16 protein-coding genes and 1 riboswitch are annotated in these 19,532 nt (G+C 61.9%); of the genes, 5 read left to right on the forward strand and 11 right to left on the reverse strand.

The window, feature by feature from the left end; all coding sequences use genetic code 11:
• Window positions 1-54: 54 nt before the first annotated feature.
• A riboswitch (TPP riboswitch) is annotated at window positions 55-170 on the reverse strand.
• A gap of 107 nt (window positions 171-277) precedes the next feature.
• From ACQ4W0_RS26870 to ACQ4W0_RS26885, 4 genes are read right to left on the reverse strand one after another with little or no spacing between them, the layout of a single operon-like run.
• The gene (locus tag ACQ4W0_RS26870) at window positions 278-535 is read right to left on the reverse strand and encodes a hypothetical protein (RefSeq protein ID WP_436579530.1); all 258 of its coding nucleotides are present in this window, start codon (window positions 533-535) and stop codon (window positions 278-280) included.
• 39 nt (window positions 536-574) lie between these two features.
• Window positions 575-1,381, reverse strand: coding sequence for a response regulator (locus ACQ4W0_RS26875; protein WP_436579531.1), 807 nt, complete (start codon window positions 1,379-1,381; stop codon window positions 575-577).
• A gap of 28 nt (window positions 1,382-1,409) precedes the next feature.
• Window positions 1,410-3,653 carry a PAS domain S-box protein gene (locus ACQ4W0_RS26880; protein WP_436579532.1) on the reverse strand — a complete coding sequence of 748 codons (2,244 nt, stop codon included), beginning with the start codon at window positions 3,651-3,653 and terminating at the stop codon, window positions 1,410-1,412.
• Between the two features lie 43 nt (window positions 3,654-3,696).
• On the reverse strand, window positions 3,697-4,380 hold the full coding sequence (locus ACQ4W0_RS26885) for a Crp/Fnr family transcriptional regulator (RefSeq protein WP_436579624.1): 684 nt from the start codon (window positions 4,378-4,380) through the stop codon (window positions 3,697-3,699).
• Window positions 4,381-4,675: 295 nt separating this feature from the next.
• Between ACQ4W0_RS26885 and ACQ4W0_RS26890 the strand changes: the two genes are divergently transcribed.
• Entirely contained in the window at window positions 4,676-6,763 is a 2,088-nt protein-coding gene (locus ACQ4W0_RS26890) for a putative bifunctional diguanylate cyclase/phosphodiesterase (protein WP_436579533.1), read from the forward strand.
• Here ACQ4W0_RS26890 and ACQ4W0_RS26895 read toward each other — a convergent pair.
• The gene (locus tag ACQ4W0_RS26895; RefSeq protein ID WP_436579534.1) at window positions 6,760-7,809 is read right to left on the reverse strand and encodes a porin; all 1,050 of its coding nucleotides are present in this window, start codon (window positions 7,807-7,809) and stop codon (window positions 6,760-6,762) included. The genes ACQ4W0_RS26890 and ACQ4W0_RS26895 overlap by 4 nt on opposite strands.
• Window positions 7,810-8,310: 501 nt before the next feature.
• Between ACQ4W0_RS26895 and ACQ4W0_RS26900 the strand changes: the two genes are divergently transcribed.
• The 4 genes from ACQ4W0_RS26900 (at window position 8,311) to ACQ4W0_RS26915 (ending at window position 14,643) form a co-directional block, all read left to right on the forward strand.
• A complete protein-coding gene (locus tag ACQ4W0_RS26900; RefSeq protein WP_436579535.1) occupies window positions 8,311-11,118 on the forward strand; it encodes a valine--tRNA ligase in 2,808 nt (935 codons plus the stop codon).
• A gap of 114 nt (window positions 11,119-11,232) precedes the next feature.
• Complete coding sequence (locus ACQ4W0_RS26905; RefSeq protein WP_436579536.1) at window positions 11,233-11,700, forward strand: DUF2147 domain-containing protein; 468 nt, start codon at window positions 11,233-11,235, stop codon at window positions 11,698-11,700.
• Between the two features lie 272 nt (window positions 11,701-11,972).
• A complete protein-coding gene (locus tag ACQ4W0_RS26910) occupies window positions 11,973-13,490 on the forward strand; it encodes an ice-binding family protein (RefSeq protein WP_436579537.1) in 1,518 nt (505 codons plus the stop codon).
• A gap of 13 nt (window positions 13,491-13,503) precedes the next feature.
• Complete coding sequence (locus tag ACQ4W0_RS26915) at window positions 13,504-14,643, forward strand: OmpA family protein (protein WP_436579538.1); 1,140 nt, start codon at window positions 13,504-13,506, stop codon at window positions 14,641-14,643.
• 40 nt (window positions 14,644-14,683) lie between these two features.
• On the opposite strand, the gene ACQ4W0_RS26920 is transcribed toward ACQ4W0_RS26915, so the two are convergent.
• From ACQ4W0_RS26920 to ACQ4W0_RS26945, 6 genes are all read right to left on the reverse strand, one after another.
• Entirely contained in the window at window positions 14,684-15,160 is a 477-nt protein-coding gene (locus tag ACQ4W0_RS26920; RefSeq protein WP_436579539.1) for a YaiI/YqxD family protein, read from the reverse strand.
• Between the two features lie 32 nt (window positions 15,161-15,192).
• Entirely contained in the window at window positions 15,193-16,248 is a 1,056-nt protein-coding gene (ruvB, locus tag ACQ4W0_RS26925; RefSeq protein ID WP_219134989.1) for a Holliday junction branch migration DNA helicase RuvB, read from the reverse strand.
• A gap of 6 nt (window positions 16,249-16,254) precedes the next feature.
• Window positions 16,255-16,833: a Holliday junction branch migration protein RuvA gene (gene ruvA, locus ACQ4W0_RS26930; RefSeq protein ID WP_353658911.1), complete on the reverse strand. Its 579-nt coding sequence runs from the start codon at window positions 16,831-16,833 to the stop codon at window positions 16,255-16,257.
• 88 nt (window positions 16,834-16,921) lie between these two features.
• Window positions 16,922-17,461, reverse strand: a complete 540-nt coding sequence (ruvC, locus tag ACQ4W0_RS26935) for a crossover junction endodeoxyribonuclease RuvC (RefSeq protein ID WP_353658912.1) — start codon at window positions 17,459-17,461, stop codon at window positions 16,922-16,924.
• Window positions 17,462-17,569: 108 nt separating this feature from the next.
• On the reverse strand, window positions 17,570-19,156 hold the full coding sequence (purH, locus tag ACQ4W0_RS26940; RefSeq protein WP_436579540.1) for a bifunctional phosphoribosylaminoimidazolecarboxamide formyltransferase/IMP cyclohydrolase: 1,587 nt from the start codon (window positions 19,154-19,156) through the stop codon (window positions 17,570-17,572).
• Window positions 19,157-19,261: 105 nt separating this feature from the next.
• The gene (locus tag ACQ4W0_RS26945) at window positions 19,262-19,495 is read right to left on the reverse strand and encodes a helix-turn-helix domain-containing protein (RefSeq protein WP_008445162.1); all 234 of its coding nucleotides are present in this window, start codon (window positions 19,493-19,495) and stop codon (window positions 19,262-19,264) included.
• Window positions 19,496-19,532: the final 37 nt, after the last annotated feature.

The following is a 19,532-nucleotide window of genomic DNA, read 5'->3' on the forward strand; positions in this document are numbered from 1 at the left end:
TAAGCCTGGAGCCAGCTAAGGAGGTTCGGCTGCGCGCACGCGGAAAAGCGTGGTGCGTTCATCCTAAAGCTTCCCTTCGCTGGCATTATCCAGATCAGGTTCGGAGGGTATTTCTCACCCGCGCTTGCACTGTGTTTCCACAGCGAAAGGCAGGACCCCTAGCGTTTGCCGCCTTGCGGCAGCGAGCCAATTATACGCGGTTCGCGCCGCGTGGCCAGATGATTTCTTGGTTTGTCGTCTATGTGCATCTGCTGCAATGCAGCAGATGCCAGCACGCTTATTTCTTCTTGCCCCAGCGCCAGCTGGTCGGTTCGCCCTTCAGCTGGCAGATGAAAATGAGCACGGCAACGACGGCCACTTCATACACGATGTAGCCGACCAGCATGGTTTGAGGGGGAAACAGGAAGGCGCCGCAGGCGAACAGCGCCAGCGCGGCCAGAAACACCAGCCAGCCCTGCCAGGTGATGGGCAAGCCCCAGCCCCAGCCATAGGTCTTGGCGGGGAACCAGTAGTGGGGTGGTGATTTGTCTGCCATGGTGCTTTCCTTGTCGATATCGATAGCAACAAGTATAAATCAGGCGCTTCGATGGCGCTCCGTGACATCGAGGCCGATGCCGCGGTAGCCGATGAAGCGGCTGCCATTGTCGAACATCGGTTCGCCGCTGACTTGCAGGTACTGCGTGCTGCCATCGAGGTTGGCGCGGCTGTAGATGAAGTCGAGGAAGGGTTCGCGCGCGGCAATTTTTGCGTCGAGCGAGGCGCGCTCGGCCGCGTTCCAGCGTTGCGGCTGTTCTTCGCTGCCGATGCCCAGCATTTCGGCCACGGGGCCGGAAAAGCGCGTCAGATTGCCCTGCGCATCCTGTTCCCAGTACCAGTCGGACGACAGCTCCGTGAAGCGCTGGAAGCGCGCTTCGCTTTCGCGCAACTCCGCCGTGCGCTCTTCCACCATCTGTTCCAGCGACTTGTTGTATTCGGCCAGCTTCTGGTACAGCAAACGCACTTCCAGCATGTTGTGGATGCGCGTCTTCACTTCCACCAGGTCGAAGGGCTTGCTGACGAAATCCTTGGCGCCCGCCTGCAGCGCGCGCAGCTTGTGGCCGGGCTGGGCCGTGATCACCAGCACGGGCAGATAGCTGCCCGCCTCGATGTCGCGCAAGCCTTCCATGACTTCGAAGCCATCCATTTCCGGCATCTGCAAGTCGAGCAGGATCAGGTCGTAGCGGTGCTGCTGGTGCAGCGCGTGCACGGCTTGCGGGTCCATGGTGGACGTAATGCGGGTGTAGCCGGCATTGCGCAGCATCTGTTCCAGCAGCATGACGTTGGCCTCCTGGTCGTCAACGATGAGGATGCTGGCGTTCAGGATCTCGGTGGCTTGAAGCATGGCGGTATTCCTAAAATGAAGTGCTGAATTAGCGTACTGCGTGAGTGTCGTCGGCCAGGCCATGCGCGGCCGCATGGTGCAGGGCCACGTCGAGCGCCTCCATGAATTCGACGACCTTGATCGGCTTGGTCAGGTAGCGGAAGAAGCCCGCCTCCAACCCTTTTTCTATGTCGCGCGGCACTGCATTGGCCGACAGCGCCATGACGGGAATATGACTGGTCAGCGGATCGTCGTGCAGGATGTGCAGCGCGCCGTAGCCGCTGATGCCGGGCAGGTTGATATCCATCAAGATCACGTCCGGCTGATACGTGCGCGCCAGATCGATGCCCAGGTGCGCATCGATGGCGGTCAGCAGTTTCAAATCGCTGCGACGGGCGATCAATTGCTCCACCAGTGCCAGGTTGGCCGGATTGTCTTCCACGTACAGCAAGGTGCGCTGGCTTTCCTGGTCTTCCTGCACCACGGGCAGCACTCCACCCTCTTCCAGGTGCAGTTCCGGCGCGCGCGAGGCTTTGAATTCCACCCAGAAGGTAGTGCCCAGGCCCACCGTGCTGTCGACGCCAATCTGGCCGCCCATTAGTTCGACCAGCTGCTTGGTGACGACCAGGCCGATGCCCGTGCCCTCTTCCGTGCTGCTTTCCTGGCCCAGGCGGTTGAAAGGCTGGAACAGCTGCGCCATCTGCTCGGCATCCAGGCCGGCGCCGGTGTCGGTGACGCTGGTGCGCACCTTGTCGCCGTGCTGGCGGCAATCGACCTTCACGCTGCCGCCGCTCTGGTTGTATTTGATGGCGTTCGACAGCAGATTGATCATCACCTGTTTTACGCGCGTGCGGTCGGCATGCACATAAAAGGCCTTGCCGCAGCGGGGGAAATGCATGCTGATGCCGCGTTTTTCCGCCTGTGGCGCGATCATCGCCTGGCAATCCTGCAGCACGTCGAGCAAGGACATCGCCTCTTCCGACATGGTGACCTTGCCCGATTCGATCATGGCCAGGTCGAGGATTTCATTAATCAAACGCAACAGATACCAGCCGCCCTTGAGGATCTGGTCGATCGAGCGCTGCTGCGGCAAGCTGGGCGCCGGCGTCTCGGATGCCATCAACTGGGCAAAGCCCAGCACGGCGTTCAAGGGCGTGCGCAATTCATGGCTCATGCTCGACAGGAATTCGGACTTCGCCAGGTTGGCCTTTTCCGCCGCCTCGCGGGCTTTTTCCATCTCGATATTCGTGTCCTGCAAGGCCTGTTCAAATTGCTTGCGCTCCGTGACATCGCGCGCGGCGGCAAACACGCCCTGCAGCTTGCGGTCGCGGTCGTGGAAGGTCGAGGCGTTGTAGGAAACAAAAGTCTGCTTGCCGTCACGCGCCAGGGCTGTCAGCTCGTAATTGGTCAATTTTCCTTCACGCAACACGCGCACGATGGCTTCCTCGGCCCGTTCCGGTTCCGTAAAGTAATTTTTGCATGGCGCGCCGATCAGCTCGTCGCGGGTGCAGCCCGTCAACGCTTCCATCTGCTGATTGACGTCGCTGATGATGCCGCGCGGGTCCGTCGTCATCAAGGCATCGATATTCGATTCGATCAGCGAGCGCGTATAAAACTGCTGGTCGCGCAAGCGCTGGTCCAGCAGCGCCTGTTCCGCCTCGACCTGCTTGCGCGCCGTGTTATCGGTGCCGATCAGCAAGTAGCCGATGACCTTGCTCTGCGCGTCGCGCAGGGCCGTCACGGAGACGATGGCGGGGAAGCGGCTACCATCCTTGCGGATATAAGTCAGCTCATAAATGTCTTCGATGCCGCGCATAGCCTTGAACACCAGCGCTTCGACGCCGGGCGTGATGACAGTGTCGAGTTCAGCACTGAGGGCGGCGGCGCGCGCGATAATTTCTTGCGCGTCGGAAATACCGGCCGGCGTCAGCTTGTCGACCACGTCGCTGGCTTCATAGCCGAGCATGCGTTCGGCGCCCACATTGAAAATCTGGATCACGCCCTGGGCATCGGTGGCGATGCAGGAGAAATTGGCGCTGTTGAAGATCGCATCCTGCAAGGCGCCCGCCTTGAGCAGTTGGCGTGGCAGGCTGGCCGCCACCGTGCGTCGGTACAGTGCCACCAGCAGCATCAGCAGCAGGAAGGCCAGCGCGTCAATGGCGCATGCCGTCTCGAACGGCGCGCGCCAGGCCAGCACGCCGACGGCCAGCAGCACGACGGCGCTGAACGAAAATGCCAGCGCCATGGGCCAGCGCGAGGGTGCGCGCGGGGGAGTGTTTTCGACAGATTGCATGATGAGCCTGGGCAATGACAACGATAAAAAGGGAAATGCGGTATTAGGAACCCTGACGCTGGCGCACGTCCGATAGCAGGCGCGTGAATTCCTTCTTCACCACGCCATAGCATTCGCACACATGGCCTTCGAGCCCGGCGCGGTCCAGCACGGAAATATGGCCGCGCCGGTAACTGATGAAGCCGCGCGCCTGCAAGCGCCCGGCCGCTTCCGTCACGCCTTCGCGGCGCACGCCCAGCATATTGGCGATCAATTCCTGGGTCATGGTCAGTTCGCGGCCCGGCAAGCGATCCATGGTCAGCAGCAGCCAGCGGCACAGCTGCTGTTCCACCGTATGGTGGCGGTTGCACACGGCCGTCTGCGACATTTGCGTGATCAAGGCTTGCGTATAGCGCAGCAGCAAGCGCATGACGGGGCCGGCGCGGTCGAATTCTTCCATCAGCAAGTGCGCCTTCAGGCGATAGCCGACACCGCCCGTCTGCACCACGGCGCGGCTGGGGGTCGAGTTGCCGCCCATAAACAGCGACACGCCCACCACGCCCTCATTGCCCACGCCGGCAATTTCCGACGAACCGCCGTTTTCCAGCAGGTAATGCAGAGAAACGATGGCGGTGGTGGGAAAGTACACATGCTGCAGCTTGTCGCCCGAGTCGTAGATTACGTCGCCCAGCAGCATGGAGACTTGCTCCAGATGGGGGGCCAGGCGCGCGAAATCGGCGTCGAGCATGGCGGCGAGCAAATGATTTTAATTCGGGTTGTGTAGCTGGGCATGCGGACTCGACATGGGCAGGATTCCTGGTTTCCAGTCGTCAGCTAGGAGATAAATGAAAGACGTCCGAACGAGGGCCGCCATATGCTGGAGCCTAACACGGCGTTTGCACAATGATGCGACTATATTTCTTGCGGGTCTGGTTGTCTGTTCGCCAGCGAACGGACAGCCACGTGCCCCGGGCCCTACAGTCAGTCACTGCCAGGACTGCCGGATCATGGATCGGCACCGGCGCTGCCTACCGGACGCCATCATGCAATCATTCTTCAAACGCATTTCCATTTCCGTTTCCACCTCGGCCCTGATCACGCTGGCGGTCGGGCTGTGCCTGACGGCCCTGTGCTACGCCTCGGCGCGCCAGATCGAGTCGGAAAGTACCCGGCGGCTGCTGCAGTACTACGCCAGCGCTCACGCGCCGGGAGCGGCCCTGCTGCCGGCCAGCGGCATGAGCCTGGACGCCAACCATCGCGGTTCCCTGTACGTGCTGCTGGGCGGATTACTGTCGAGTCTGCTGGCAACGGCGTATGTGTTTCAGCTGGTGTCGCGCAATTCGGTGATTGCCCGCATCACGGGCGAACGCACGGCGGCGCTGCAGTTTGCCAACTTGCGCCTGTCCGAAGACATCGCCGCGCGCATGCACAATGAAAAGTCGCTGCGTTTGCGCGAACGCATCATCGAAGTGTCGGCCAATGCCGTCATTCTGTGCAGCGCCGATGCGCCGGGCTTCCTGATCGAATACGTCAACCCCGCCTTCGAGCGCATCACCGGCTATGCGGCCGGCGAAGTCATAGGCCAGCGCCTGGAAGACTTGCAGGGTCCCGAGCAAGGGCGGCAAGACATGCATGAGATTACAGCCGCCCTGCGCGAACAGCGCGAAGGCAAGGCCATCGTACGCAATTTCCGCAAGGATGGCAGTTGCTACTGGAGCGAACTGTTCGTCGCGCCCGTGCGCGAAGATGGCGATGGCCCCGTCAGCCACTTTGTCGTAGCGCAATACGACATCAGTACCGTCATGCGCTTCGAACAGGAGATGGAATTCCAGGCCAGGCACGATATCCTCACAGGCCTGGCCAACCGGGCACTACTGCGAGAACGGCTGGAGCAGGCGATGGCCGTGACGCGCCGCAGCGACCTGCCCCTGTGGGTGGTATTCATCGACCTCGACCGTTTTAAATTCGTCAACGATACCCTGGGCCACGACGCCGGCGACCAGGTGCTGAAAAACGTGGCCAGGCGCCTGCGCGACGCCACGCGCGAAGTCGACACGGTGGCGCGCCTGGGCGGCGACGAATTCGTGCTGCTGTTGCCCCAGCATGGCACTGGCGAACCGGGTGCCGCCATCCTGCAGCGCATCCTGGACGCCGTAGCACAGCCGCTGCAACTGGGCGAGTATGAATTCATTCTCAGCTGCTGCATGGGTGTGGCCGTGTATCCCGACGACGGCCAGAATGCCGACACCTTGATCAAGCATGCCGACATCGCCATGTACCGCGCCAAGGAGCAGGGACGGGGCCAGTGGCAATTTTATGCATCCAGCATGAATGAGGGTACCCTGGAGCGGCTGGGACTGGAAAGCGAGTTGCGCCACGCCCTGGAGCGCGGACAGTTCCATCTCGAATACCAGCCCCAGCTGGATCTGGCCAGCGGCGCGGTGGTGGGCATGGAAGCGCTGTTGCGCTGGCAACATCCGCAACTGGGGCGCATTCCGCCTGCCAGCTTTATCGGCCTGGCCGAGGAAATGGGCTTGATCATCGCCATCGGCGACTGGGCCCTGCGCACGGCGTGCGCACAGGCACACGCCTGGCAACTGGCCGGCCATGGCCCGCTGCGCCTGGCCGTCAACTTGTCGGCGCGGCAATTCAAGCAAAGGAATCTGCTGCACGCGGTGGCGCAGGCACTGGCCGAGACCGGCCTCGATGCCGCCCATCTGGAACTGGAATTGACGGAAAGCATGGTCATGCATAACGTGGAGCAAGCCACGGCCATCATGAGCAAGCTGAAGGGACTGGGCGTGCAACTGTCCATCGACGACTTCGGCACCGGCTATTCCAGCCTGGCCTACCTGCGCCACTTCCCCATCGACGTACTAAAAATCGACAAGACCTTCGTCAGCGACATCACGCACAGCGACGACGATGCGGCCATCGTGCGCGCCATCATTTCGCTGGCGCACAGTCTGCGCCTGAAAGTCATCGCGGAGGGCGTGGAAACGGCGCAGCAACTGGCCTTCCTGCGCCAGCACGGCTGCGACCAGATGCAGGGCTACCTGTTCAGCCGCCCGCTGACCGCCACCGCCTTCGAAGCGCTGCTGCACGAAGGCAGCATGCTGGCCGCTGCTTAAAACGCGTGACGCAAGCCGATGTTCAGCGCGCGGTTGCCGCTGCCCACCTCCGTGGCATTGCCCACCATATAGGCGGCATCGTTGCGGTTGCGGATATGCGCGTAGGCCAGATACACCTTGCTGCGCGTCGACAAGGCGTACGTGGCGCCAATGGCCAGCTGCTGCGCGTCGCGGTTGGCCGCGTCGCGGTCATCCTTGTGGATGAAAGAGGCCAGCAAGGTGGTCGCGCCCAGCGGCACGGACACGCCGACGATGGCGTCGCGGCTGTCGCTCGACTGGGCCGGCGCCTGCGCTGCGCCATACGGGTTTTCCGCAAAGAACATGCTGCTGCCGTCGCCCGTGTTGCGGCCATAACCGGCAAACGCGGTGGCCACGCCGAAGTTGTAGTTGCCGGCCAGAATGGTGTTGTTGACGTCGGCCTTGCCGAATTCGCCGCCCCGGCTCTGGCGTGCCAGGCGCAGGGTCAGGGGACCGTTGACATAGCCCAGGGCCAGGCCCAGCGAACGTTGATCTGCCGCAATCCCCGTGTGTTCGCCAGCGCCGACCATGACGGTGCCCGTCACGCCGCGCCATTCCGGCGAGGTGTAGCGCACGGTATTGTCGATGCGCGTGGCCGAATAGCCGGCCAGGTTGGTCGACGCACCGGCCATGCCGCCCTCGAACGGGTCGGCCACGTCCGTCAGCGCCTGGCTTTGCAGGTTGTACTGGCGGCCCACGGTCAGCATGCCCAGCGGGCTGCTCAGGCCGACAAAGGCCTGGCGGCCGAACAACTGGCCTGCCTGGTCGGAGCGGCCCGTATCGCTCAACAAGCCTGCTTCCAGCGTGAACACGGCTTGCCAGCCATCGCCCAACGACTCCGTGCCGCGCAGGCCCAGGCGCGAGCCGGCCGACACGCCACTGGTGAGCTTGCTGATGCCGCGTTCCTGCACCAGGGCCGCGTCCATCAAGCCATACACATCGACGGACGACTGGGCGTGGGCGGCAGGCGGGGCGCCCAGGGCGGCGATGGTCGACACAAGGCCGACGGTGATCGAGATTGTTTTCATGCTGGTTTCCTTGTAAAAGCCAAACCGGGAAAGCGCGCGGCCATGGCACAGCCACAGGCGGTCAGGCGCTGCGGGACGTGCCGTATCGAAAGACGACGGGCCAGATAACAACATTCCTGGCTAAGCTGTGGCGGCGCGGCCGGTCAAGACGAGGGCGCGCGGTAGTCCGCCGTGAATGGTGCACCGCTGGCGGTGCGCGTGGCTCAGGCGCCCTGCCCGAAGGGGACGCTCTGAGATGGCTGGCATCGCAGATGCACTGGCCTTGTGACGCGGACGGGAGCTGGCATGAAGTAGATGCAACTGCGTCTGCTGGCGCCGTCCGCAAAGATGGGGCAGGAGGCGCCGAGGCCAGCATTATAACATCGGCAGCGTTTTACTCCCCGTTCTGTTGCGGGAAAACGGCCCGCAAAGCCGCCAAAACACTGAAAAAGGCCGCATGCCACGCTGCAGGCGATGCCGCGTCATCTATAATGGTTCCTTTTGCCAATCACACGCCAAATCATGGAATTAGCCAAGTCTTTCGAGCCCGCCGACATTGAACAATTCTGGCGCACCGAGTGGGAACAGCGCGGTTACTTTACCGCCACCCTCGATGCGGGAAAACCTTCCTTCAGCATCCAGTTGCCGCCGCCGAACGTCACCGGCACCCTGCACATGGGCCATGCGTTCAACCAGACCATCATGGATGGCCTGACCCGCTACCACCGCATGCTGGGCCACAACACGGCCTGGATTCCCGGCACCGACCACGCGGGCATCGCCACGCAAATCGTCGTGCAACGCCAGTTGGACGCGCAAAAGATTTCGCGCCATGACCTGGGCCGCGAGAAATTCGTGGAAAAAGTGTGGGAATGGAAAGAAAAATCCGGTTCCATCATCACCGGGCAAATGCGTCGCCTGGGCGCCTCGGCCGACTGGCAGCGCGAATACTTCACGATGGACGAGCCACGCTCGAAAGTCGTCACCGACGTCTTCGTGCGCCTGTTCGAGCAAGGCCTGATCTACCGGGGCAAGCGCCTGGTCAACTGGGACCCCGTGCTGGGCACGGCTGTCTCGGACCTGGAAGTGGTGTCCGAAGAAGAAGACGGCTCCATGTGGTACATCAAGTACCCGCTGGTCGATGGCAGCGGTTTCCTGACGGTGGCCACCACGCGTCCTGAAACCATGCTGGGCGACGTGGCCGTGGCCGTCGATCCGACGGACGAGCGCTACCTGCCACTGGTGGGCAAGATGCTGAAACTGCCGCTGACCGACCGCGAAATTCCCATCATCGCCGACGAATACGTCGACAAGGAATTCGGCACGGGCTGCGTCAAAATTACCCCAGCGCACGACATGAACGATTACGCCGTGGGCCAGCGCCACAAACTGGCGCAGATCGTCATCCTGACGCTGGACGCGAAGATTACCGACGACGCGCCGGAAGCGTATCGCGGCCTGGACCGCTTCGCCGCGCGCAAGCAGATCGTCGCCGACCTCGATGCGCAAGGCTTGCTGGAGCAGGTCAAGCCGCATAAACTGATGGTGCCTCGCGGCGACCGCACGGGCGTCGTCATCGAGCCGATGCTGACGGACCAGTGGTTTGTCGCCATGAGCAAACCGGCCCCGGAAGGCACCTTCTTCCCAGGCAAATCGATCGCGGAAACGGCGCTGGACAAGGTCGCCAATGGCGAAATCAAGTTCGTGCCGGAAAACTGGAGCACCACCTACAACCAGTGGCTCAACAACATCCAGGACTGGTGCATCTCGCGCCAGCTGTGGTGGGGCCATCAAATCCCGGCCTGGTATGACGACAAGGGCAATATTTTTGTTGCCAAGACGGAAGCTGAAGCGCAAGCCAAGGCCCTGGCCGCCGGCAGCACGGGCCCGTTGAAACGCGACGACGACGTGCTCGACACGTGGTTCTCGTCGGCTCTCGTGCCGTTCTCGACCATGGGTTGGCCTGAAGAAACGCCGGACATGAAGGCTTTCCTGCCGTCGTCCGTGCTGGTGACAGGTTTCGACATCATCTTCTTCTGGGTCGCGCGCATGGTCATGATGACGGCGCACTTCACGGGCAAGGTGCCGTTTGAAACCGTCTACGTGCACGGCCTGGTGCGCGATTCGACAGGACAGAAAATGTCCAAGTCGAAGGGCAACACGCTGGACCCTATCGACCTGATCGACGGCATCGACCTGGAAGGCTTGATCGTCAAGCGCACCACGGGCCTGATGAATCCGCGCGACGCGGAAAAGATCACCAAGGCAACGCGCAAGGAATTCCCGGAAGGCATTTCGGCCTACGGCACGGATGCCGTGCGCTTCACCATGGCCAGCTATGCATCGCTGGGCCGCAACATCAATTTCGACCTGGGCCGCTGCGAAGGCTACCGCAACTTCTGCAACAAGATGTGGAACGCCACCCGTTTCGTCATGATGAATACGGAAGGCAAGGACTGCACCCCGAACGAGGCCGACCTGTCGCAAGCGGACAAGTGGATCATTTCCCTGCTGCAAAAGGCGGAACTGGACGTGGCCAAGGGCTTCGAAGATTTCCGTTTCGACAACATCGCCGCCACCATCTACAAATTCGTCTGGGACGAGTATTGCGACTGGTACCTGGAAGTCGCGAAAGTCCAAGTGCAACAGGGCACGGAAGGCCAGCAGCGCGCCACCCGCCACACCCTGCTGCGCGTGCTGGAAGTGGTGCTGCGCCTGGCCCATCCGATCATCCCGTTCGTCACGGAAGCCCTGTGGCAAACCGTGGCCCCATTGGCTGGCAAGACGCTCAAGCCAGAGGGTGATTCCATCATGATGCAGCCGTACCCGATCGCCAACACCGACAAGATCGACGAGTCGGCCGAAGCGTGGATGCAGCAGTTGAAAGCCTTGACGGATGCCACGCGCAACCTGCGCGGCGAAATGCAAATTTCTCCTTCCGTGCGCGTGCCGCTGATCGTCGAAGCGGGCAATGCAACGGAAAAGGCCGCGCTGGCTTCGTACGCACCCTACATCCAGTCGCTGGGCAAGCTGGCCGAAGTGCAGATCGTCGATGCGTTGCCGGACTCGCCTGCGGCCGTCGCCATCGTCGGCACCACCAAGCTGATGCTGAAAGTGGAAATCGACGTGGCGGCCGAACGCGAACGCCTGGGCAAGGAAATCGCCCGCATCGAAGCTGAAATTGCCAAAGTAAATGGCAAATTAGGCAATGAAAGCTTTGTCGCGCGCGCCCCGGCTGCCATCGTTGCACAAGAAAACGAGCGCTTGCTCAGTTTTTCGGCGACAATTGAAAAACTGCGCGAACAGTTTGCTAAACTAGCCAGCGCATAAGGCAAGTTTGGAAGGATTGCGCGGCGTCATCCGTGACGCCGCGCAGCACTGCTGGTCTTGCCTTGGTATATAAACTGTTCGTGACCCGATCAAAAAAACCATAGGAGACTAGCGATGCATACACTATTCAAAGCAAGCGTCACAGCAAGCATCATGGTGGCCGCCCTGGCCATCGCCGGCAGCGCCAGCGCGCGCGACGACAATCACACCCCAGTGGGCACGTGGAAAACCATCGACGACGCCACCGGCAAGCCGAAATCGCTCGTCGTCATCACGGAAAACAACGGCGTCTTGCAAGGCAAGATCGACAAGCTGTTCCGCGGCCCGAATGAAGATCAAAACCCCAAGTGCGACAAGTGCACGGGCGCCAACAAGGACCAGCCCATCATCGGCCTGGTGATCCTGTCCGGCCTGAAATATGACGGCAAGGAATGGACGGGCGGCGAAATCACGGACCCGGCCAATGGCAAGACCTACAAGAGCAAGGCCGAACTGACGGAAGGCGGCAGCAAGCTGCAAGTGCGCGGCTATATCGGCGTGCCGATGTTTGGCCGCTCGCAGACGTGGGTGCGCGAAGAATAAGCAGCGCCCCCAGCCCTATCGAAGCCGGCCCTGCGCCGGCTTTTTTACGTCCACCTGCGCCACACCTGTTGTTTTCCAGGCCGAATTCCTCTTCTTTCAAGGTATTTCCCTATGTGGGGAAGCTAAGCGCGCCAGCGCACATACCTCCAGTTTCCTAAATGAAATAGTGCATGCCAGTGACGCCATCGCCCAGTAGCGATGGGCGGCATGGCTCTGCTGGATGACCTCATCCGCGGATGCCCGGCAGTGACTGCCATGCACAAAGGAAACACATGAACCTCTTCAAACGATATCTGAACCCGCTGCTCGTCGCGGCAGGTTTGCTGGCCATGGCCGCCCTGGCCGGTTGCGGCGGCGGCGACCAGGGACGCGATCCCATCCTCGGCTTGCCGGGCGCCACCCTGTCCAGCCTGGCCGTCACGCCAGCCACGGCGACGGTCGCCATCGGTGCCGGCCAGCAATTCACGGCCATCGCCACGTATAGCGACGGTTCCGCGCAAGACGTCAGCGCCAAGGCGGCCTGGACGTCGGCCACGCCGGCCAGCGCGACCGTCAATGCCGCCACGGGCATGAGCAGCGGCATCGCTGCCGGCACCTCGAACATTGCTGCCGCGTTCGGCGGCAAGAGCGCCAGCGCCGTGCTGACCGTCACGCCAGCGACCTTGCTGTCGATTGCCGTCACGCCGCAAAACCCTGTCATCCCCGTCGCCGCGACGCGCCAGCTGGCCGTCCTTGCCACGTATTCGGATGGCAGCACCGTGAATGTCACGGCCAGCAGCAGCTTCCTTGCGGCCACGCCCGCGTTCGCCACCGTTGCCAGCGGTGGCCTGGTCACCGGCGTTGCCTTTGGTAACAGCGTCATGAGCGCCAGCTTCAACGGCAAGACGGCCAGCACCACCGTCACCGTGCCTGCCCTCGCCCTGGTCAGCATCGCCGTCACGCCGGCTACCGCCAGCATCGCTGTCGGTGCTCAGCAGCAATTCGTTGCCACCGCAACGTATTCGAACAATTCGAACGCCATCGTCACGGCCGGCGCCAGCTGGACTTCGGGCACCGTTGCCACCGCTAGCGTGCTGAACACGGGCGTCGCCACCGGCATCGCCACCGGCACCAGCAACATCACCGCCACGGCCGGCGGCCAGTCGGGCAGCGCGCTGCTGACTGTCACGGCAGTGGCCATCCCGCCCGTATTCAACTCGATCATCCTGGGCCGCGCGGCACCGTTCGGCGTGCTGGCCGGCACCTCGATCACGAACAATTCGGGCGGCACCACCCTGATCACGGGCGACGTGGGCGCGCCATCGCAGACCACCGATCCGACGCAGGCGGCCGGTTTTACCAACTACAAGTCGGGCGCCATCCTGGCCGGCGCCATGACGGATTTGCAAGCGGCGATCACCGATGGCAATAGCCGGACCTGCGACGTCAGCTTTGCCGGCGGCATCGATCTGGGCGGCCAGACCTTTGGTCCCGGCGTGTATTGCTATGCAGGCGCCATCAGCATTACGGGCACCCTGACACTAAACGGTCCCGGCGTGTACATCTTCCGCACGGCATTGACCCTGGATTCGACCGTCAATTCCATCGTCGCCCTGAACAATGGCGCCACGGCCGACAACGTCAGCTGGCTGCCTGTCGGCCCCACCACCTTGGCCGCCAACAGCGTCTTCAAGGGCAATATCCTGGGCCAGTCTGCCGCCATCACGGTAGGCGACAACACGACCCTGCTCAATGGCCGCGTGCTGACGGCTGCCGCCGTCACCCTGCGCAACAACCAGATCACCAAATAATCGGGACATGACCATGACTATTGCACACACACTGGGCGCCCTGAGCGTGATGGCCGGCGCCTTGCTGGCGGCGCAAGCGGCGCAAGCGCAGGACAACACCTTCATCAATCCGGACTGGGCCAACAGCGCCTGGTACCTCGGTGCGGGCGTGGGCCAGTCGCGCGCCACGATCGACGAGCCACGCCTGCGCGCCAGCCTGGCCGCGAATGGCGAAAGCGTCACCGCTTTTACCAAGGACCAGCGCGACACGGGCTACAAATTGTTTGTCGGCCGGCAGCTGAACCAGTATTTCGCCGTGGAAGCGGGTTACTTTGACCTGGGCAAGTTCGATTTCAAGTCGACCACCAGCGGCAATGGCGTACTCAACGGACAAGCGGCCTTTCGCGGCGTGAACCTGGACTTGCTGGGCCAGCTGCCGCTGTCGCAGCGTTTTTCCCTGCTGGGCCGGGTCGGCATGCACTACACCAAGACGAACACGGAGTTCAGCGGCAATCGCCTGCTGGGTTCGACGAATACGCATGCCAGCGAGCGCAAGCTCAACGCCAAGCTGGGCCTGGGCCTGGAATACAAGTTCAGCGAAGCGCTGGCCCTGCGCGGCGAAGTCGAGCGTTATCGCTTGAACGACGCCGTCGGCAACCGCGGCGATGCGGACCTGTATTCCGTCAGCCTCGTGTACAAGCTGGGCCGCCCGGCCAGCGCCACGCCCGCCTACCAGCCGGCGCCCGAAGTCGCCCCTGTCGTCGCCATGCCGGCGCCCGTCGTCGTGGCCGCACCGGCACCTGTCCCCGTGGCGGAAAAAGTGTCGTTTGCTTCGGAGGCATTGTTTGATTTCGATCAATCGACGCTCAAGCCGCAAGGCAAAGCCGCGCTGGACCAGTTGCTGGGCCAGCTGACGGGCATGGACCTGGAAGTCATCGTCACGGTCGGCCATACGGATGCCGTCGGTTCCGACGCCTACAACCAGAAACTGTCGCAGCGCCGCGCCGAAGCCGTCAAGGCTTACCTGGTAGCGCAAGGCGTGGAAACGCACCGCGTCTACACGGAAGGCAAGGGAGAAACGCAACCCGTAGCCGACAACACCAGTGCCGCCGGCCGCGCCAAGAACCGCCGCGTGACGGTGGAAGTGGTGGGCACGAGAAAAGTCATGCGCTAAGTTTCATGCGCACGTAAAAAACCGGCTTGCGCCGGTTTTTTTACGTCTGGCGCAAGGCCACCGCCGGCTTGCGGTGATGCTTGCTCAAATGCCTGTCGAGGCTGTTGGCGAACTGCTGCCGGTCGGACTGGCTGAAGGCGGCCGGGCCGCCCGTGTCCACGCCGCCGCTGCGCAATTCTTCCATGAAGGCGCGCATCGTCAGTTGCTGGGCGATATTGTCCTTCGTGTAAAACTCACCGCGCGGATTCAAGGCATAGCCGCCCTTGGTCAAGACATCGGCCGCCAGCGGAATGTCGCCCGTGATGACCAGGTCGCCAGGATTGAGCAAGCGCACGATTTCCTGGTCGGCCACGTCGGCGCCGGACGGCACTTGCACGGTGCGGATAAAACGCGAGGGAGGCACGCGCAAACCCTGGTTGGCCACCAAAGTGAGCGGTAACTCCAGGCGCTCGGCGACTCTGTATAAAATTTCCTTGATAACCACGGGACAGGCATCGGCGTCGATCCAAATTTGCATACCCGGCATGCCCGGCCTTCCCTCGTCCGCCATCACAGTTCCCACGCTTCGCCGCCGGGGCCCATGCGCGGCGCGCTGACGCCGAAGTGCAAATAGGCGGCCGGCGTGGCCACGCGGCCACGCGGCGTGCGCTGCAAAAAGCCTTGCTGGATCAGGTATGGTTCCAGCACGTCTTCGATGGTATCGGCCGCTTCGCCGATGGCAGCCGCCAAATTCCCTATGCCGACGGGGCCGCCGCCGAACTTGAACAGCACGGCTTCGAGCAGCTTGCGGTCCATCACGTCAAAGCCGGCGGAATCGACGTCGAGCATGGCCAGCGCGCGGTCGGCCACCACCTTGGTGATCTCGCCATTGCTTTTGACTTCCGCGAAATCGCGCACGCGGCGCAACAGGCGGTTGGCGATACGGGGCGTGCCGCGCGCGCGCTGGGCGATCTCGTGCGCGCCTTCCGGGTCGATCGGCGCTTTCAGCAAGGCGGCGCTGCGCGTAACGATCTTGGTCAATTCGCTCGTGTTATAAAACTCCAGCCGCGCGACGATGCCGAAACGGTCGCGCAGCGGGTTGGTCAGCATGCCGGCGCGCGTAGTGGCGCCGACCAATGTAAATGGTTGCAAATCGAGCTTCACGGAACGGGCAGCCGGGCCTTCGCCGATCATGATATCGATTTGATAATCTTCAAGGGCCGGATATAAAATCTCTTCCACGACAGGCGACAGGCGGTGGATTTCATCGATGAACAGGACATCATTCGCTTCCAGGTTCGTCAAAATCGCCGCCAAGTCGCCCGGGCGCTCCAGCACGGGACCGGAGGTCTGGCGCAGATTCACGCCCATTTCACGCGCGATGATGTGCGCCAAGGTGGTCTTGCCCAGGCCCGGCGGGCCGAACAGCAAGGTGTGATCGAGCGCTTCCTTGCGCTGGCGCGCGGCCGTGATGAAGATTTCCAGCTGGTCGCGGATCTTTTCCTGTCCCACATATTCATCAAGTTGCTTGGGGCGCAAGGCGCGCTCGATGGCTTCTTCGTTATGCGAGATGGGCGCCGCGTCGATGATGCGCTGTTCCGTGAAGCTGTCGGTCTGAATGCTCATGCCTTATCAGCCTTTCGACAGCGCTTTCAGCGCCAGTTTGATGCCGTCAGAGACACTGCTGCCGGCAGGCACGTTCTTCACGGCAGCCAGCGCTTCCTTGTCCGAATAGCCGAGCGCCACCAGGGCGTTCAAAATGTCCGATTTCGCATCGGGCGCCGCATGCGCGCCGCCAGCGCCGATGTCGGCCCCCAGCTTGCCCTTCAATTCCAGCAATAGCCGTTCCGCCGTCTTCTTGCCGATGCCCGGTACTTTCACGAGACGGCCGGAATCCTGCAGGGTGATGGCCTGCGCCAGGTCGGCAATCGTCATGCCGGACAGGATGGACAAGGCCATGCGCGCGCCCACGCCCGTGATCTTGATCAACTGGCGAAATACGGCCCGCTCGGCGGCATTGCCGAAACCAAACAACAGATGCGCATCTTCGCGGATGGCCTGGTGCGTGAACAACACGACTTTTTCGCCCACGTGGGGCAAGTTGTAAAACGTGCTCATCGGCACATCGACTTCATAGCCGACGCCCTGGCAATCGACCAGCAATTGTGGCGGATTCTTTTCAAGCAAAATACCGGAGAGACGGCCTATCATCGCGTGTTCCTAATGAAATTAAATTGTAAACAAAAGCTTGCTGGAGTATTGCGGCTGTCAGGCCATGTTCAGGGCAAGGCAGTCGCAACTATCCGACGAGGCGGCCGCGCTTCATACGCAAGCCCTGCAATTGGGGCGCCAGCGCGCCGATCATGGCCAGCGCATCGATGCTGTTGGCGTGGCAAATGGCCACGCCCAGGGCATCGGCCGCATCCGTGCCGGGCAAGCCGGGCAAGGATAACAGCCGGGACACCATCTCCTGCACCTGCTCCTTGGCCGCCTTGCCGTGGCCCGTGACAGCCTGCTTCACTTGCAGCGCCGTATATTCGGCCACCGACAGGTCGGCATGCACGAGCGCGCAAATGGCCGCGCCGCGCGCCTGGCCCAGTAGCAGGGTCGATTGGGGATTGACGTTGACAAACACTTTTTCAATGGCCGCGCAATCGGGCTGGTAGGTGCCGACGATTTCGCTCACGCCCTGCAGGATGATCTTCAGGCGCGGCGGCAATTCCCCTTCGGAACCCGTCTTGACGGTCCCCGACGCGATATAGCGCAGCTTGTTGCCGTGTTTTTCAATGACCCCAAAGCCGGTGGTGCGCAGGCCAGGATCGATGCCAAGAATAATCATCGCCAGATTCTATAATGAATACGGCAGGCACCGGTGAATAACCGATGCCTGCCGTTTAAGTTACCGCTCGCTTGGGGTCAGACCCGCCGGGTCTGACCCCAGCCTTCATCAATGACGGAAGTGACGCGTGCCTGTGTACAACATCACGACGCCGCGTTCGTCCGCCGCGTCAATCACTTCCTGGTCGCGCATGGAGCCGCCCGGGTGGATCACGCAAGTCGCGCCCGCGTCGACGACGACGTCGAGGCCGTCGCGGAACGGGAAGAAGGCGTCCGACGCCACCACGGAGCCCGTCAGCGACAGGCCCGCGTTTTGCGCCTTGATGGAAGCGATGCGGGCCGAGTCGATACGGCTCATCTGGCCAGCACCTACGCCCAGGGTCATGTTATTGCCGCAGAAAACGATGGCGTTCGACTTGACGAATTTCGCCACTTTCCAGGCGAACATCAGGTCGGACAATTGCTGCGGCGTAGGCTGCAGCTTGCTGACCACGCGCAAGTCGCCGATACCGACGTTTTTCGCGTCCGGCGATTGCACCAGCAAGCCGCCACCCACGCGCTTGAAGTCCATGGCATTGACGCCGGAACCCAGCGGGATTTCCAGCATGCGCACGTTCTGCTTGCTCGACAGAATCTGTTTCGCTTCGGCGGAGAACGACGGAGCGATCAGCACTTCGACGAACAGCTTGGCGATTTCACCGGCCGTGGCACCGTCGAGTTCCGTGTTGAAGGCGATGATGCCGCCAAACGCGGAAGTCGGGTCCGTCTGCAGGGCGCGCGCATACGCTTCGGCCACATTCTTGCCCAGGGCGACGCCGCATGGGTTCGCGTGCTTGACGATCACGCAGGCGACGCTTTGCTCGAAACCGCCCAGGCTCTTCACGCATTCCCAGGCCGCATCGGCATCGGCGATGTTGTTGTAAGACAATTCCTTGCCTTGCAGCTGGCGGTAGTTGGCCAGCGCGCCATCGATGGTGACGAGGTCGCGGTAGAAGGCGGCGCTCTGGTGCGGGTTTTCACCGTAACGCATGTCTTGCACTTTCTCAAATGCAACATTCAATACTTGCGGATAGGTGCCGCGCTCAGCGTGCACTTTCGTCGGGCCCAGGCTGGTCAGGTAGTTGGTGATGGCGCCATCGTATTGCGCCGTGTGCGCAAAGACTTTTTTCGCCAGCATGAACTTGGTGTCGTAGCTGACCGTGCCGGCCGTACCATCGGCCGAGCGCAACTCCGCCAGCACGGCGTCGTAGTCGGTCGGATCACAGATGACGACCACGTCCTTGTGGTTCTTGGCTGCCGAACGCAGCATGGTCGGGCCGCCGATATCGATGTTTTCGATCGCGTCTTCCAGTGTGCAATCGGCCTTGGCGACCGTGCCCTGGAACGGATACAGGTTGACCACCACCATGTCGATGGTTGGCATGTCGTGCTCGACCAGTTTCGACATGTGCTCAGGGAAATCGCGGCGCGCCAGGATACCGCCATGCACTTTCGGGTGCAGGGTTTTCACACGGCCATCGAGCATCTCCGGGAAACCCGTGTAATCGGCAACTTCCGTGACGGGAACACCGTTGTCTGCCAGCAATTTGGCGGTGCCGCCGGTGGACAGGAGGTTGACGCCGAGTGCGGACAGGGCGCGGGCGAATTCGAGAACGCCGGTCTTGTCGGAAACGGAGAGGAGAGCTTGTTTGATCATGGCTGTGGCTAGGTGGTTAAGTGTTCTTGGCGAATGGCGCAGTTCAGTCCTCAGACGAAGACTGCTGCGGCGGATTCAAATCTTGGCGTCACTTGCATGCCGGCATTACAGCAAACCGTGCTCCTGCAATTTCTTGCGCAGGGTATTGCGGTTGATGCCCAGCATCTGCGCGGCGTGCGACTGGTTGCCATCGGCGCGTGTCATCACGACTTCCAGGATGGGCTTTTCCACGGTCAGCACGACCATGTCATAGATATTCGATGCTTGCTGTTCGCCCAGGTCATTGAAGTAATCTTCTAGACTTTTCTGTACGACTTCCTGAATGCTTTCTTTGCTCATTTTTATGCTTCAACCGGCTGAACACCTGACCATCCGC

The sequence above is a fragment of the Janthinobacterium breve genome (assembly GCF_051380895.1).
In the GTDB taxonomy this organism is placed as follows: Bacteria; Pseudomonadota; Gammaproteobacteria; order Burkholderiales; family Burkholderiaceae_D; genus Janthinobacterium.

What these genes read in the sequence shown, in the direction of transcription:
- ACQ4W0_RS26895 (WP_436579534.1), bottom strand. Translation starts at nt 7,809, where the DNA reads ATGAAAACAATCTCGATCACCGTCGGCCTTGTGTCGACCATCGCCGCC.
- ruvA (WP_353658911.1), bottom strand. Translation starts at nt 16,833, where the DNA reads ATGATAGGCCGTCTCTCCGGTATTTTGCTTGAAAAGAATCCGCCACAA.
- ruvC (WP_353658912.1), bottom strand. Translation starts at nt 17,461, where the DNA reads ATGATTATTCTTGGCATCGATCCTGGCCTGCGCACCACCGGCTTTGGG.
- purH (WP_436579540.1), bottom strand. Translation starts at nt 19,156, where the DNA reads ATGATCAAACAAGCTCTCCTCTCCGTTTCCGACAAGACCGGCGTTCTC.
- ruvB (WP_219134989.1), bottom strand. Translation starts at nt 16,248, where the DNA reads ATGAGCATTCAGACCGACAGCTTCACGGAACAGCGCATCATCGACGCG.
- ACQ4W0_RS26945 (WP_008445162.1), bottom strand. Translation starts at nt 19,495, where the DNA reads ATGAGCAAAGAAAGCATTCAGGAAGTCGTACAGAAAAGTCTAGAAGAT.
- ACQ4W0_RS26885 (WP_436579624.1), bottom strand. Translation starts at nt 4,380, where the DNA reads ATGCTCGACGCCGATTTCGCGCGCCTGGCCCCCCATCTGGAGCAAGTC.
- ACQ4W0_RS26870 (WP_436579530.1), bottom strand. Translation starts at nt 535, where the DNA reads ATGGCAGACAAATCACCACCCCACTACTGGTTCCCCGCCAAGACCTAT.
- ACQ4W0_RS26915 (WP_436579538.1), top strand. Translation starts at nt 13,504, where the DNA reads ATGACTATTGCACACACACTGGGCGCCCTGAGCGTGATGGCCGGCGCC.
- ACQ4W0_RS26905 (WP_436579536.1), top strand. Translation starts at nt 11,233, where the DNA reads ATGCATACACTATTCAAAGCAAGCGTCACAGCAAGCATCATGGTGGCC.
- ACQ4W0_RS26890 (WP_436579533.1), top strand. Translation starts at nt 4,676, where the DNA reads ATGCAATCATTCTTCAAACGCATTTCCATTTCCGTTTCCACCTCGGCC.
- ACQ4W0_RS26900 (WP_436579535.1), top strand. Translation starts at nt 8,311, where the DNA reads ATGGAATTAGCCAAGTCTTTCGAGCCCGCCGACATTGAACAATTCTGG.
- ACQ4W0_RS26910 (WP_436579537.1), top strand. Translation starts at nt 11,973, where the DNA reads ATGAACCTCTTCAAACGATATCTGAACCCGCTGCTCGTCGCGGCAGGT.
- ACQ4W0_RS26875 (WP_436579531.1), bottom strand. Translation starts at nt 1,381, where the DNA reads ATGCTTCAAGCCACCGAGATCCTGAACGCCAGCATCCTCATCGTTGAC.
- ACQ4W0_RS26920 (WP_436579539.1), bottom strand. Translation starts at nt 15,160, where the DNA reads ATGCAAATTTGGATCGACGCCGATGCCTGTCCCGTGGTTATCAAGGAA.
- ACQ4W0_RS26880 (WP_436579532.1), bottom strand. Translation starts at nt 3,653, where the DNA reads ATGCAATCTGTCGAAAACACTCCCCCGCGCGCACCCTCGCGCTGGCCC.